The sequence below is a fragment of the Pseudomonas sp. S1_E05 genome, from assembly GCF_056337105.1.
On record NZ_JBFRHM010000001.1, the window covers coordinates 1,472,184 to 1,486,750 of the forward strand.

Genomic DNA, 14,567 nt, shown 5'->3' on the forward strand with positions numbered 1-14,567 from the left:
CATGTACGAATCACCCAGTTGGTTGCATGAGTTGTGGGTTGCCCGCGAGGTGCTGTGGCAGGGTTTTCTCACCAGTGTGCAGGTGTCGGCGCTGGCGATCCTTTTGGGCACGATGGTCGGCATCGTCGCCGGCCTGGTGCTGACCTACGGCAAGTTCTGGATGCGTGCGCCGTTTCGTTTCTACGTCGACCTGATTCGCGGTACACCGGTGTTCGTGCTGGTGCTGGCCTGCTTCTACATGGCGCCGGCTTTGGGCTGGAAGATCAGTGCGTTCCAGGCGGGCGCCCTGGGGCTGACGCTGTTCTGCGGCTCCCACGTCGCCGAGATTGTGCGCGGTGCGTTGCAAGCCTTGCCCAGTGGGCAGATGGAAGCGAGCAAGGCCATCGGTCTAACGTTCTACCAGGCCTTGGGCTACGTGTTGTTGCCTCAGGCGTTGCGGCAGATCCTGCCGACCTGGGTCAACTCCTCGACCGAAATCGTCAAGGCCTCGACGCTGTTATCGGTCATCGGTGTAGCCGAGTTGCTGCTCAGTACCCAGCAGATCATCGCCCGGACCTTCATGACCCTGGAGTTTTACCTGTTCGCCGGATTTCTGTTTTTCGTCATCAACTACGCCATCGAATTACTCGGCCGGCACATTGAAAAGCGGGTGGCCTTGCCATGATTCAGACTCAAACCAATGCACAAAACGGCCAACCGCTGCTCGACATTCGTGGCTTGCACAAACAGTACGGCAAGCTTGAAGTGCTCAAGGGCGTCGACCTGACCATGCAACGCGGCAACGTCGTCACGCTGATCGGCTCCAGCGGCTCGGGCAAGACCACCTTGCTGCGCTGCGTGAACATGCTCGAAGAATTCCAGGGTGGGCAGATCATGCTCGACGGCGAGTCCATCGGCTATGACGAAGTCGATGGCAAGCGCGTGCGCCACGCGGAAAAAGTCATTGCCCGGCATCGTGCCATGACCGGCATGGCGTTCCAGCAGTTCAACCTGTTTCCGCACCTGACCGCGTTGCAGAACGTGACCTTGGGGTTGCTCAAGGTCAAGAAGCTGCACAAGGACGAGGCCGTGGCGCTGGCGGAGAAGTGGCTGGATCGGGTCGGCCTGCTGGAGCGACGCAATCACTTTCCCGGCCAGTTGTCCGGTGGTCAGCAACAGCGCGTGGCGATTGCCCGCGCCATCGCCATGAACCCCAGCCTGATGCTGTTCGACGAAGTCACCTCGGCCCTCGATCCGGAGCTGGTTGGCGAGGTGTTGAACGTGATCAAGGGCCTGGCGGACGAAGGCATGACCATGCTGCTGGTGACCCACGAAATGCGTTTCGCCTTCGAGGTCTCGGACAAGATCGTATTCATGAACCAAGGGCGCATCGAAGAGCAGGGGCCACCCAAGGAGCTGTTCGAACGCCCACAATCGCCGCGTCTGGCTGAGTTTCTCAAGAACACGCGGTTTTGATCCCTTTTATTTCCAAGCAGGAGAAGCACTCATGAGCATTACGCGTTACGGCATCGGCAGCAGCGCTGCCGGCGGCACGCCTCGCCCTTTTGCCCGCGCCGTTGAAGCCGATGGCTGGCTGCATGTTTCCGGGCAGGTACCGGCGCTGGATGGCGAAATCATCAATGGCGGCATCGTTGAACAGACGCACCAGACCATGAAAAACCTGATCGCCATTCTCGAAGAGGCCGGTTATGGCCTCGAAGACGTGGTGCGCGCGGGCGTGTGGCTGGACGACCCGCGGGATTTCACCAGTTTCAACAAGGTGTTCTCCGAGTACTTCAAACCCGAACACGCCCCAGCGCGGGCCTGTGTGCAGGCAAGCATGATGGTCGATTGCAAGGTTGAGATCGACTGTATTGCCTACAAGAAGAAGGGCTGAGGATCGCGGTGCGGCCATCGCGGGCAAGCCCGCTCCTACAGGGGATTTCTGCGTTCACAAAATCCTGTGGGAGCGAGCCTGCTCGCGATAGCGGCCTCACGGTCGCCGCTGCACTCTGGTTAAAATCCCGGCATTATCAAGGGGAACCACAGACATGACCGAAGACACCATCAAACGCCGGGCGCGTGGCCTGGACCGGGCGTTCGATATTCTCGATTTCCTCAAGGAGATCGGCCAGCCGCTGCGTCCCAATGACATCGCCAGTGGCATCGGCAGTCCCAAGTCCACGGTCTATGAACTGGTGGCTTCGCTGCTGGAACGACGCATCCTCGAACCGGTGGGCAAGGAAGGTCACGTCTACCTGGGCCGTCAGCTGTATTTCCTTGGCCAGGCGCACCTGCGCCATTTCGACCTGACCCGCGAGGCCGACCATGCCTTGCAGGAAATCGTCAGCCAGACCCGCGAGACTGCACAGATGTGCTTGCTCAACGGGCGCAAATACACGGTGGCGCTGATGAAGGAGGGCGAACGGCATTTCCGTATTTCCTCGGACATCGGCGAAAACGCCCCGATTCCATGGACGGCCTCGGGTCGCCTGTTGTTGGCCCACCTGAGCGACCAGGCGATCGTTGACCTGATTGACCCGGACGATTTCATCCTGCCGGACGGTGAACGTCTGTCACTGGAGCAATTTCTCGGTGAAATCCGTCAGGCCGCCATCGACGGCTTTTTCTCGTTCGACAGCGTCGCGGACACCTTCACCCACTGCTTTGCGGCTCCGGTCAAGGACAACCACGGTGTTGCCATTGCGACCCTGTGCATCGTCGCGCCACGGGCCGACGCCAAGAAAAACTATAACGACTACCGCCGGGTGCTGATCGACAGCGCCAACAGCCTTGCCCGGCGAATCAACGAATAACTGCGGCTGCCTGCGGCCGCGACTGTGAGGAGTTCGACCATGTCTACTGCCCAAAATACCGACGCCGTGGCCAAAGGCGATGCCAGCATTGGCGCCCATCTGGTGCGCGACGTCAGCCTGCCGGCGCTGGTGCTGCACCGCCAGGCGCTGGAACACAACATTCGCTGGATGCAGGCGTTCGTCAGCGACAGCGGCGCCGAGTTGGCGCCTCACGGCAAGACCAGCATGACCCCGGCGCTGTTCCGCCGCCAACTGGACGCCGGCGCCTGGGGCATCACCCTGGCCAGCGCCACGCAAACCCGCGCAGCCTATGCCCATGGCGTGCGGCGGGTGTTGATGGCCAACCAATTGGTCGGTACGCCGAACATGGCGCTGATTGCCGACCTGCTGGCCGACCCGACGTTCGATTTTTACTGCATGGTCGATCACCCGGACAACGTCGCGGACCTGGGCGCCTATTTCGCCTCGCGCGGAGTACGCCTGAACGTCATGATCGAGTACGGCGTGGTCGGTGGCCGTTGCGGTTGTCGCAGCGAGCAGGAAGTGCTCGACCTGGCCAAGGCCATCGACGCGCAACCGGCCCTGGCGCTCACCGGTATCGAAGGTTACGAAGGGGTCATCCATGGCGACCATGCCATCGCCGGCATTCGTCAGTTCGCTGATTCGCTGGTGCGCCTGGCGGTGCAACTGCGGGACAGCGGCGCCTTCGACATCGCCAAGCCGATCATCACCGCGTCGGGCTCGGCCTGGTATGACCTGATCGCCGAGTCTTTCGAGGCACAGAACGCCGGCGGCCGCTTCCTCAGCGTGCTGCGTCCCGGCAGTTACGTGGCACACGATCACGGCATCTACAAGGAGGCGCAATGCTGCGTGCTCGACCGTCGCAGCGACCTGCACGAAGGTCTGCGCCCGGCACTGGAGGTCTGGGCACACGTGCAATCGTTGCCGGAACCGGGTTTTGCGGTGATTGCCCTGGGCAAACGCGACGTGGCGTACGACGCCGGGCTGCCCGTGCCGTTGCTGCGCTACCAGGCCGGCGTGGTGCCTGCGGTGGGTGACGATGTCGGCGCCTGCAAGGTGACGGCGGTGATGGACCAGCACGCATTCATGACCGTGGCGCCGGGGGTTGAGTTGCGGGTGGGGGATATCATTTCCTTCGGCACTTCGCACCCGTGCCTGACGTTCGACAAGTGGCGGGTTGGGCTTTTGGTGGATGAGCAGTTGGCGGTGATCGAGACCATGGAGACTTGTTTCTAAGGCTTTAGACCGAGTTGCGGCCATCGCGGGCAAGCCCGCTCCTACAGGGAATCACCGCACCTGTAGGAGCGGGCTTGCCCGCGATGAGGCCCTACAAGACAACACAAAAACCAGGGACCCAACCCCCATGACCACCCCCAACACCCCCCGCATCGCCCTCATCGGCGAATGCATGATCGAACTGCAACACCACGCCGACGGCAGCCTGCGGCAAAGCTTCGGCGGCGACACACTCAACACTGCCGTCTACCTGTCCCGCGAATTGGGCGAATGTGGCCAGGTGGATTATGTCACCGCCCTGGGCGACGACAGTTTCAGCGACGCCATGTGCCGCAGCTGGGCCGAGGAGAACATCGGCCTGGGCATGGTCCAGCGTTTGCCGGGTCGCTTGCCTGGTTTGTATTGCATCCAGACCGATGCCAATGGTGAGCGACGCTTTCTGTACTGGCGCAACGAGGCGGCGGTCCGCGAGTGCTTCACCACCCCGGCCGCCACGCCGATTCTCAAGGCCCTGCCGGATTACGACGTGCTGTACTTCAGCGGCATTACCCTGGCGGTACTCGGTGCGCAGGGCCGGGCCAAGCTGGTCGAAGCCTTGATCGATGCCCGTTTGCGCGATGCCAAGGTCGTCTTCGACAACAACTACCGGCCACGCCTGTGGGCATCCGTCGAGGAAGCGCGCGCGGCGTATCGCAGCGTGCTGCCGTACATCGACCTCGCTTTGCTCACCGTCGATGACGAACAGGCGCTGTTTCATTTTGCCGACTGCGAGGCGGTGTTCGCCGCCTACGAGCAGATCGGCACGCCGGAGGTGGTGCTCAAGCGCGGTGCCGAGGCGTGCCTGATTCGCTGCAACGGCGAGCAATTGGAGGTGCCGGCGCGGAAGGTCGAGAAGGTGGTGGATACGACGGCGGCGGGGGATTCATTCAGCGCGGCGTATCTGGCCAGTCGGCTGATGGGAGGCAGCCCGGTTGAGGCGGCGGAGGCGGGGCATGGTTTGGCGGCGCAGGTGATTCAGGTGCGCGGGGCGTTGATTGCTAGGTGAATGGCCGCTGGCTGCGCCATCGGATCGCGAGCAAGCCCGCTCCCACAGGGGATGTGATCATCTGTAGGAGCGAGCTTGCTCGCGATGAGGGCTTCAATCCCTGAAAAACACCTGCACCAGGTGATACCCGAATTTGCTCTTGATCGGCCCATGCACCACCCGCAGCGGTTTCTTGAAAATTACCGCATCGATCGCCCCGACCATCTGCCCAGGGCGCACTTCGCCCAGGTCACCGCCGCGTTTGCCGGAGGGGCAGGTGGAATACTTCTTGGCCAGCACATCGAACGCTTCGCCCTTGGCGATGCGTTGCTTGAGCTGCTCGGCTTCTTCCGAGGTTTTCACCAGGATGTGGCGGGCTTGAGCTTTCATGGGGCAATTACCTTGTAGCGTGACGTGACGGCGCGGCGCGCGATTATGCCTGAACTCACTCGGGTTGGCCGATCATCTGGCGAATCTTGTTGGCCAACAGGTCAATGGAAAACGGCTTGGACACCATGTCCATGCCTTCTTCGAGGAAAACCTGGCGTTCTGCGGCGTTCTGCGCGTAGCCGGTCATGAACAGCACCTTCAGGTCCGGACGATGCTGGCGGGCGATTTCCGCCAGTTGCCGACCGTTCATGCCCGGCAGCCCGACATCGGTCACCAACAGGTCAATGCGCCCATCCGATTCCAGCAACGGCAGGGCCGTGCTGGCATCTTCGGCTTCGTGGGCTTGATAACCCAATTCCTTCAACAGATCGAGCACCAGCATGCGCACCGCGGGATCGTCCTCCACCAGTACCACGGTTTCGCCGGCAATCGCGGCCGGCGCCGCACCGCTGAACGGCAGCAGGGTTTTTTCCGGCTCCGGGTCAAGCAGTCGCGGCAGATACAGGCGCACGCAAGTGCCCTGGCCCGGCAGGCTGTCGAGGCTGACGTGGCCGCCCGATTGCTGGGCGAAACCGTAAATCATCGACAGCCCCAGGCCCGTGCCCTGGCCGATGGGTTTGGTGGTGAAAAACGGATCAAATGCCTTGGCCCGCACCGACGGGGTCATGCCGGAGCCGTTGTCGCTGACGGCGATCATCACGTAATCGCCGGCAGCGACCGACTCCAGGGGCACGATATCGTGGCTGTCCAGGTGCACGTTGGCGGTCTGGATCAGCAATTGACCGCCTTCGGGCATGGCGTCGCGGGCGTTGATCACCAGATTGAGCAGCGCGTTTTCGAGCTGGCTGACATCGGTGCTGACCGACCAGATGTCGTCGGCCAGGTCGAGTTTCAGCTCGATGTGGTCACCTTTGGTACGGCTGAACAGGTCCTCCAGCGAATGAATCAGGTTGTTGGCGATCAGCGGTTTGCGATCCAGCGATTGGCGGCGGGAGAACGCCAGCAGGCGATGGGTGAGGGAGGCTGCGCGATTGGCCGAGGACACCGCCGCCTCGGTGAAACGAGCGATTTCGTCAGTGCGTCCTTCGGCAATGTAGCGCTGCATCAGGTCGAGACTGCCGATGATGCCGGTGAGCATGTTGTTGAAGTCATGGGCAATGCCGCCAGTGAGCTGGCCGACCGCTTCCATTTTTTGTGCGTGGCGCAAGGCGTCTTCAGCGCGTTCGCGCTCGAACATCTCGTTTTGCAGACGTTCGTTGGCTTCGGCCAGTTGCCGGGTGCGCGAGGCCACACGTTCTTCCAGGGTTTCATTGAGGTTGCGCAAGGCTTCTTCAGTCTGTTTGCGCTCGGTTTCGTCGATCACGAAAATGTAGAAACCGTTGACCGCACCATCCGCACCGTGGCGGGGCAGGTAGTTCATCAAGGCCTGGCGGGTGCTGCCGTCGCCGTGGGGTGTACTGATACTGAAGCAGCAGGGTTTTCCCGACAGCGCTTCGGCGATATAGGGGGCGCGCAAGGCGTAGGCATCTTCGCCCAGCACTTCAAGAATGGTCCGGCCGTAAAGCTCCTGCGGCGTCAGGCCGTACCAGTTCAGGTACGCGGAATTGTTCAGGCGAAACCGCTGCTCGCTGTCGACATAACTGATCAGGACCGGCATGGCGTTGATGATCAGTTGCAACTCGGTCTGGCTCTGACGCAACGCTTGCTCGGTCTGCTTTCGATCGGTCAGGTCGAGGGCTGCGCCGAGGAAACGGATTGGCCGGCCATGGTGATCCTTGTAGCAACGTCCGCGGGCAAATACCCAGCGCAACTGGCCGTTGGCTTGCAACAGGCGGTATTCCACGGCGTATTCGCTGCCGTGGGTAATGCAGTGCTTGATGCTTCGGGTGATCATCGCCCGGTCTTCGGGGTGCACGCCTTCCAGGTAGGCTGTGATTGGCAATTGGCTGGCGCGCTGCGGGTCCACGCCGTGCAACTGGGCGAAGTGACTGTCGACGATGAATCGGTCTTCGTTAACGTCCCAGTCCCAGGTGCCGAGCGCGTCGGTAGCGGCGAGCGCCAGTTGCAGGCGCTCCTCGGTCTCGCGCTGGGCCTTCAGGCTGGCGACTGAGCGTTGCTCCAGTTCGAGGGCGATGCGTCGGCGTTCGTTGGTTTCGATGGCGGTGACCAGGATCCCGGCCACCTCGGCGCTTTCATCGCGGATGGGGCTGTAGGTCAAGTCCAACCAAACGTCGGTATCCTTGCCGTCGCGGTGCAGGGTGAAGCGTTGTTCACTGTAGGTCCGCACTTGGCCTTGTAGGACTGCGCTGTAAATCGGGCCGGTAAAGTCTCGAAGTTCCGGCCACATTTGGTGCGTCGGTCGTCCGAAAGCCTTGGGATGCTGGTTGCCAGCAAACAGGGCGAAGCCATCGTTGTAGATTTGCGTGAGTTGAGGTCCCCACAGCAACAACATCGGCATGGGCGAGTGAATGACGATGTCCACCGCCGTACGCAGGCTCTGCGGCCAGGTACTGGCGGCGCCCAATGGGGTGTTCGTCCAGTCCAGCCTGGCAATCAGGGTCTGGGCTTCGCTACCGATGGAAGGTGGATTCATCAAAGTGTCCTGCACGTCTGCCAAGTGTCGCGGTCTACTATCCTAGAGCGGTACACGCCGGATGACCCGCTTCAGGGTCGTTCATTGAAGGGCTTCGCGGGTGTTTTTGCCATGGAAATCGATGCACTGTTGAAAATCCTGGCCAGTCAGGATGGATCCGATCTGTACCTCTCCACTGGCGCGCCGCCGTGCGCACGGTTCGATGGCGTGCTCAAGCCCTTGACCCACCAGCCATTCAAGCCGGGAGAAATCGCAACGCTTGCCCTGTCCATCATGGACGCCGAGCAACGGCTTGAGTTCGATCGGGATCTGGAGATGAACCTGGCAATTTCGTTGGCGGGTGTCGGCCGCTTCCGGGTCAATATTTTCAAGCAGCGCAACGACGTGTCGATCGTCGCGCGCAATATCAAACTCGACATCCCGCAGTTCGAAGACCTCAAGCTGCCCCCGGTTTTGCTGGACATGATCATGCTCAAGCAGGGGCTGATACTGGTCGTCGGTGCCACGGGCTCAGGCAAGTCTACCTCACTCGCTGCGTTGATCGATTACCGAAACCGTCACAGCAGTGGCCACATCATTACCATTGAAGATCCGGTGGAGTTCATCCATCGACACCGGAAATCGATCATCAATCAACGTGAAGTCGGCGTCGATACCCGCAGTTTCCATGCAGCGCTGAAAAACACGCTGCGCCAGGCGCCGGACGTGGTGCTGATCGGCGAGATCCGCGACCGCGAAACCATGGAACACGCGCTGGCCTTCGCCGACACCGGGCACCTGGTGATCTCGACGTTGCACGCCCACAATGCTCATCAGGCGTTGGATCGAATCGTCAACTTCTTTCCCGAAGAGCGGCGCACGCAACTGCTGCATGACCTGGGTAACAACCTCAAGGCATGCGTTTCCCAACGACTGGTGCGCACCCGTGACGGCGAGCGAAGGGCGGCAGTGGAAGTGATGATCGGCACGCCGACCATCGGCGACCTGATCCGGCGCAATGAGGTGGGTGAGCTCAAGGGCATCATGGAAAAATCGGCGGAAGCGGGCATGCAGACCTACGACGGCGCGCTGTTCAATCTGGTGGTGGAGGGCGCGATCAGTGAAGAAGAGGCGCTGAAGTATGCCGATTCGGTGAATAATTTGCGGTTGCGGTTCAAGTTGCATGCCGAGTCGAATCCGGGGGCGGGGAGTGCTTCGGGGGATTGGGGATTGGTGGAATAACAGCAAAGCAGTGGTTGTCTGTGCGGGCCTCATCGCGGGCAAGCCCGCTCCCACAGGTACGGTGGTGGATTGTGGGAGCGGGCTTGCTCGCGATGGGGCCAGTCGCCCCGACATCATCTTTGAATGTGCCACCCGACAACACTGACTACGCTTGCTTGATCGAACCCTACGAGCCGTTTCCATGCAAGCGCTGCTGGAGTACTTCAAGGCAATCCTGCATCCCGGCCCCGGCGTGGTGCTGTTCGGCCTGCGCACCATCGCTGCCGGGTTGCTAACCCTGTACCTGGCGTTCTTGTTCGACCTTGACCAGCCCAAGTGGTCGATCATGGCCGTGGTCATTGTCAGTCAACCCTCGGCCGGCATGACCCTGGCGCGCAGTTTTGGCCAGGTCATCGGCACCACCGTTGGTGCCACTGTGGCCGTGGCGTTCATGGCGCTGTTTCCCCAGGCGCCGCTGCCATTCCTCGTCACCTTGGCCCTGTGGCTGGCCGTCTGCACGGCCGGCGGCACCTTGCTGCGTTACACCAGTTCCGGAGCGTTTGTGCTCAGCGGCTACACGGCCGTCGTGGTCGGCTTGCTTGCGGTGCCGGATCAGGACGGTACTTTTTTGCTCGCGGTGACCCGTGTTACCGAAACCTTGCTGGCGGTGGCCTGCGTGTGTGTGGTGAGCCTGTTGACGGCGCGTCCGGAGAACGTTGCCCGGGATTATTTCAACAGGATCGACCAAATCACCCGGTTGCTGGCCACCCACGCCATCGCGGTGATTCGCACGCACGAGAGCGAGGCGCAATTTCAGCAACGGCAGATGCAATTGCTCGGGCAGATCGGGGCGCTGGAGGGCGTTCGTCGGCATTTGTATTACGACGCGCCGCGCCTGCGCAGCGCTGACGACCTCGTGCAATTGCTCGGCAATCAGCTGATGCTGCTGACGGCTCGGCTCACGGCATTGCGTCACCAACGGCAACTGTTGCTTGAGCGTTGGGAAGGCGAGTTGCCGGTTGAAATCCAGGGCCTGCTTGACGAAGAAGTCGCGCTCCTCGAGGAGCTGGCCCGGCTGGGGCGTACGATGCCACATGAGCAACGGCGTCAATTTGCGGCGCTGCAAAAGCGTTTCGATGACCTGGCCTATCGCTCCGAACAACTGGTCGAACCATTGCCGGCCACCCTGCGCTCGTTGTCCTGGTCGCTGCGTTGGGAGCAGGCGCGGCTGGTCCAGCAGTTCGAAACGGTCCTCGAATTAAGCGACGCGATCCAGAGTGGACGCGGTGCCAGCAGCCTCTATCGCGGACAGAAAAACACGCTGCACATGGACTACACCTTGGCGGCGATGAACGCGATCCGTGCCTTTTGCGCGCTGATGGTGGCGGGGTTGATCTGGATCGAGACCGGTTGGGACGGTGCCCGCGGCGGTATGATCGTCACCGGGATTCTCTGTTCGCTGATGGCGACGTTCCCAAGGCCTTTGCTGGCGGCGCAAGGTTTCGCCCGGGGGCTGGGGTTGGCGCTGGTGGTGTCGGCGATTTTGCAGTTTGCCCTCGTGCCGATGGTCAGCAATTTCGAAATGCTGGCGCTCCTGTTGGCGCCGGTGTTGTATGCAGTCGCCGTGGGGTTGTCGAGCCCGCCAACGACCGGCACCGGGATCGCCCTCGGACTGATCACATTGCTGATGTTGGGGCCTCAGAACACCGGCCTTGGACAAAACAGCGCAATCCAGTGGTTCGAGTTTGCTGGCGCATACGTATGCGCCACCGCGTTGGCGTTAAGCGTCTACGCCCTGATCTTTCCCTTCCGACCGGCGCTGCGCATACGCCGCTTGCACAAGGAGAATCGCGAGCAGGTACAGGCCCTGATGACGATACCCGCCACGGATGAAAACCAGTTCGCCTTCGAGAGCCGCATGGTCGACCGATTGACTGCCATGCTCGGGCTGCTGCCGGCGATCCAGGACACGTCGGCGCGCGCCCTGTTCGACGTCAGCCTCGGTTGCATGGCTGTAGGCATCGCGTTGACCCAGCTTCGCCAGCAAGGGCAGCACAATGCCTTGCTCAGTCTGGAGATACAGGGCCGCTTGTTCGCCACGGTGCGCGAAACAGGGCGGCTGATCGCCGGTCGTCCTGACGTTGTACTGGACACGGTGCTCGACAGCCTGCAAACCCTGGGGGACGAACTGGATGCCCTGCATTGCAACGTGCATGAACAACTGTGGTCGGTGTTCCGCATGCGCGTGGCGCTGCTGATCGTGGTCTCGTTCCTGCAACGTCACCGGGCCCATTTCGAGGCGCCAATGCCACAAGGAGTACCCGCTCTTGCCCATTGATCTTGAGATAGGCGGCGTCTATCTGCCGCCGATCGCCCAGGCGTTGCTGCTCGGGCTTGCGATTTTCCTGCTTCTGGACTGGGTTCTGCGCCGCCTTGGGGTATTGCAGTTCGTCTGGCATGAAGCCTTGTTTGAAGGTGCCTTGTACGCCTGCGTGTGTGCCACTCTGATTCTGCTGATGGGAGCGTGATGCGTTGAACAAGATCCTTGCCCGACTCACGACAGTGGCAATAGTGGTGCTGGCTTTTGTGCTCGGCTGGTTCGCCTGGGAGCACTACACCCGGGCGCCCTGGACCCGCGACGCACGGGTGCGCGCCGATGTGGTGACCTTGTCCGCCGATGTCGCGGGACGCATCGTCAACCTCGCGGTACAGGACAACCAGCATGTGCAGAAAGGGCAGTTGCTGCTGGAAATCGATCCCTCGCGCTACGCGTTGGCGGTGGAGCATGCCAAACGTTCGGTGGAAGTGGCGAAGGCGTCGCTGGGCCAGTCCGAAGCGACCATCGTGGCGAGCCAGGCGTTGCTCAGGCAGCGCCAGAGCGAAGAGCGCCGAAGAAGGACACTCAAAGAACGCGCGGCCATTTCCGGCGAAGAGTGGGAAAAGTCCAGCACTGATGTGTCGGTGGCCCAGGCTGATCTGCTGCGCAACCAGGCCAACCTGAGTTTCGCCCAGGCCAATGTGCAACTGGCCATCGCCGCGCTGGCCGAGGCTGAACATGATCTGGAACGCACCCGGGTCGAGTCGCCGGTCAGCGGTTACGTCACCAACCTGCTGACCCGCCAGGGCGACTACGCCACCGCCGGCGGGCCGTTGGTGGCGTTGGTGGACAGCGACAGCTTCTACATCAGCGGTTATTTCGAGGAAACCAAGCTGCCGCGAATCGCCGAGGGTGACCGGGTGGAGATCGAATTGATGAGCGGCGAGCGTTTTGGCGGCACCGTGCAAAGCATCGCCTTCGCCATCGCCGACCGTGAAAACCTGCCCGGTGGGCGCCTGCTGGCCAACATCAACCCCAGCTACACCTGGGTCAAGCTCGCCCAGCGGGTCCCGGTGCGAATCGGTATCGACGCCGACTACGCCGGCAAGGGCCAGCTGCGGGCGGGCACCACGGCGACGGTGACGGTCAAGCAAAGGCGCTGATCCCAGCGTAGGAGCGACGGTGCGACGATTCGACATGTTCGCGATGGCGGTGTGTCAGGCACTAAAGATGTTGGATGTGATGACCTCATCGCGGGCAAGTCGAATCGTCGCACCGCCGCTCCCACAGGGGCCAGGGGTGTTCTTGGAGTCAGGGTGTAGCGCAGACCTGTAGGAGCGAGCATGCTCGCGATGGTAGACCAGACAACGTGGGCAATCAGACAGCCAGCGTTATCGTTGACGATCATCGCGAGCATGCTCGCTCCTACAGGACAGGCGGGTGGCGTTACTCCGCCGCCTTCAACGTATTGTTCTGCACGATCAGCATCGAGCTATCGAGGGTCTGCACGAACAGGTCGTAGTCCTTGAGGTACACATGGGTGCTCGTCGATTTCAGGCCTTCGAGCTGGGCGCAGGTGACCAGGCGCGCTTCACCCTTGAGGGATGCCACTTGCTGGGAAGCCGGGAACGAGGGACCGACCTGGCACTCGACATTTTGCGTGAAGGCCTTGCCCTCGCTGCTTTTACTCACCTTGCTGTAGCTGAGGGTGGCACCGCCCGGCACGTTCTTCCAATCACCCGCCAAGTGAATGCTCTCGGGGCTTGGGCGTTGCTCCATCTTGCCGCTGTTGCCGATGCGGTTGATGGTGGCGAGGTCGATCAGGCCGCGCCAGCGGATGCTCACGCCTTCGCTGGACAGGGCGCCGACTGATTGCACACGCCACAGGCCCGGTGCCGGGCCGGTTTGCAGGTACAGGTCCAGCGGGTTTTCGTTGATTTGTGCGCCGGGGATCAGTGGCGAACTGGCGCTGTAGACCATTTGCAGGTGACTGAGGCTGCTGGCCGCTTCACCACGTGGCAATGCGCGGGCTTGGGACAGCAGGGTTTCCGGTACTTGCGGTGTCGCCAGGTTTGGCGGCAGCTTCTTGCGCATGATGGCCGCCGGCAGGTTCGCCAGGTCAGCCGTTACCGGGCACAGTGCGCCCACCAGTTGGCTGCGTTGATTGGCACTCAGGCTGCTGGCAATCGGCTGGGTCGGCGGTGTCAGCAGCGTCGCGGCAACCGATCGCATGGACAGTCGGCTGTTGACCTGCCGCGCTGCGCAATCGATCTCGACGCGTTCGTACTGGCGATCATAGGTATAGGTGTCGTCTTCGCTCTGGCGCGCACGCTCGTAGTCGACGCCGGTCCACACCCACAACTGACCGTCGATGACCGCCTGGCTCTGCGGGTCCAGCAGCAGCCAGTCAGCTTCGTTTGCCGCGAGCGCTCGCCATTCGCCACCCTTGGCAGCCTGGCACAGTTGCGCGGTGACGCTACGAGTGGCGGGTGTCTGCTCGGGCAGGGCAGAGACAATGGTCCAGGCCCGGGCGTCGCGATAATCCATGCTCAAGGCCTGCGTGTCGCAGCGGGCGAAAAGCCGCGCCTGGGTGGCAGGTTCGGCGCCCTGGGCGGGCACGTCGAACTGGGCCATGGCGCCGTGTGGGCCCGTTTTAATCACCGTGTTCAAAGGCAACGGCTGGGCCAGGACTCGCGTCGCCATGGCACTGCGTTCGGCCTTGAGGCGGGCGACGATGCCGTCTCGATAACTGTTGCTCAGGCCACCAGAACCGGCGCAGCCCGCCAGGGTCACCACACATAAAAAACCTGCCAAACGGGGAAATGACTTCACGCGCAACAACTCCATCGAACGCTCGGCATCCATTGGCGAGCCGGGGCGGATTTTAGCAGGGGTTAGTGGCATATTGATATCGAATCGAGCGTGGGAGTGGTGGCGTATCAGGCAAAAAAAAGCCCCGCGACCGAATGAGGCGCGGGGCAAAAATTTGGT

Annotated in this window: 13 protein-coding genes; 10 read left to right on the plus strand and 3 right to left on the minus strand. The window is 61.8% G+C overall.

The annotated features are described in order from the left end of the window. Nucleotide 1: 1 nt before the first annotated feature. The 6 genes from AB4N33_RS06840 to AB4N33_RS06865 all read left to right on the plus strand — a co-directional run bounded on the left by AB4N33_RS06840 (nt 2) and on the right by AB4N33_RS06865 (nt 5,097). Nucleotides 2-664, plus strand: a complete 663-nt coding sequence (locus tag AB4N33_RS06840) for an amino acid ABC transporter permease (RefSeq protein ID WP_460124787.1) — start codon at nt 2-4, stop codon at nt 662-664. Further along, nucleotides 661-1,455, plus strand: a complete 795-nt coding sequence (locus tag AB4N33_RS06845; protein ID WP_460141709.1) for an amino acid ABC transporter ATP-binding protein — start codon at nt 661-663, stop codon at nt 1,453-1,455. Before AB4N33_RS06840 ends, AB4N33_RS06845 begins: the two co-directional genes overlap by 4 nt. Nucleotides 1,456-1,486: 31 nt before the next feature. Continuing rightward, complete coding sequence (locus tag AB4N33_RS06850; protein ID WP_476456789.1) at nt 1,487-1,876, plus strand: RidA family protein; 390 nt, start codon at nt 1,487-1,489, stop codon at nt 1,874-1,876. Nucleotides 1,877-2,030: 154 nt separating this feature from the next. Next, nucleotides 2,031-2,795: an IclR family transcriptional regulator gene (locus AB4N33_RS06855; protein ID WP_460124794.1), complete on the plus strand. Its 765-nt coding sequence runs from the start codon at nt 2,031-2,033 to the stop codon at nt 2,793-2,795. Between the two features lie 39 nt (nt 2,796-2,834). Further along, nucleotides 2,835-4,052 carry an amino acid deaminase gene (locus AB4N33_RS06860; RefSeq protein ID WP_476456790.1) on the plus strand — a complete coding sequence of 406 codons (1,218 nt, stop codon included), beginning with the start codon at nt 2,835-2,837 and terminating at the stop codon, nt 4,050-4,052. Nucleotides 4,053-4,179: 127 nt separating this feature from the next. Next, nucleotides 4,180-5,097, plus strand: coding sequence for a sugar kinase (locus AB4N33_RS06865; RefSeq protein WP_476456791.1), 918 nt, complete (start codon nt 4,180-4,182; stop codon nt 5,095-5,097). A 93-nt stretch (nt 5,098-5,190) separates the two neighbouring features. On the opposite strand, the gene AB4N33_RS06870 is transcribed toward AB4N33_RS06865, so the two are convergent. Further along, the gene (locus AB4N33_RS06870) at nt 5,191-5,466 is read right to left on the minus strand and encodes a peptidylprolyl isomerase (protein ID WP_368558263.1); all 276 of its coding nucleotides are present in this window, start codon (nt 5,464-5,466) and stop codon (nt 5,191-5,193) included. A gap of 55 nt (nt 5,467-5,521) precedes the next feature. Next, on the minus strand, nt 5,522-8,059 hold the full coding sequence (locus tag AB4N33_RS06875; RefSeq protein WP_476456792.1) for a PAS domain-containing hybrid sensor histidine kinase/response regulator: 2,538 nt from the start codon (nt 8,057-8,059) through the stop codon (nt 5,522-5,524). A 111-nt stretch (nt 8,060-8,170) separates the two neighbouring features. Between AB4N33_RS06875 and AB4N33_RS06880 the strand changes: the two genes are divergently transcribed. From AB4N33_RS06880 to AB4N33_RS06895, 4 genes are all read left to right on the plus strand, one after another. Next, a complete protein-coding gene (locus AB4N33_RS06880; RefSeq protein ID WP_476456793.1) occupies nt 8,171-9,280 on the plus strand; it encodes a PilT/PilU family type 4a pilus ATPase in 1,110 nt (369 codons plus the stop codon). Nucleotides 9,281-9,461: 181 nt separating this feature from the next. After that, nucleotides 9,462-11,597 (plus strand): FUSC family protein, encoded by a 2,136-nt coding sequence (locus AB4N33_RS06885; protein ID WP_476456794.1) that lies wholly within the window; start codon nt 9,462-9,464, stop codon nt 11,595-11,597. Further along, nucleotides 11,587-11,787 carry a DUF1656 domain-containing protein gene (locus tag AB4N33_RS06890; RefSeq protein ID WP_460124813.1) on the plus strand — a complete coding sequence of 67 codons (201 nt, stop codon included), beginning with the start codon at nt 11,587-11,589 and terminating at the stop codon, nt 11,785-11,787. The genes AB4N33_RS06885 and AB4N33_RS06890 overlap by 11 nt, the downstream gene beginning before the upstream one ends. A 4-nt stretch (nt 11,788-11,791) precedes the next feature. Beyond that, on the plus strand, nt 11,792-12,739 hold the full coding sequence (locus tag AB4N33_RS06895) for an HlyD family secretion protein (RefSeq protein ID WP_460124816.1): 948 nt from the start codon (nt 11,792-11,794) through the stop codon (nt 12,737-12,739). Nucleotides 12,740-13,022: 283 nt separating this feature from the next. On the opposite strand, the gene AB4N33_RS06900 is transcribed toward AB4N33_RS06895, so the two are convergent. Further along, nucleotides 13,023-14,480, minus strand: coding sequence for a hypothetical protein (locus tag AB4N33_RS06900; RefSeq protein ID WP_476456795.1), 1,458 nt, complete (start codon nt 14,478-14,480; stop codon nt 13,023-13,025). Between the last annotated feature and the right edge of the window lie 87 nt (nt 14,481-14,567).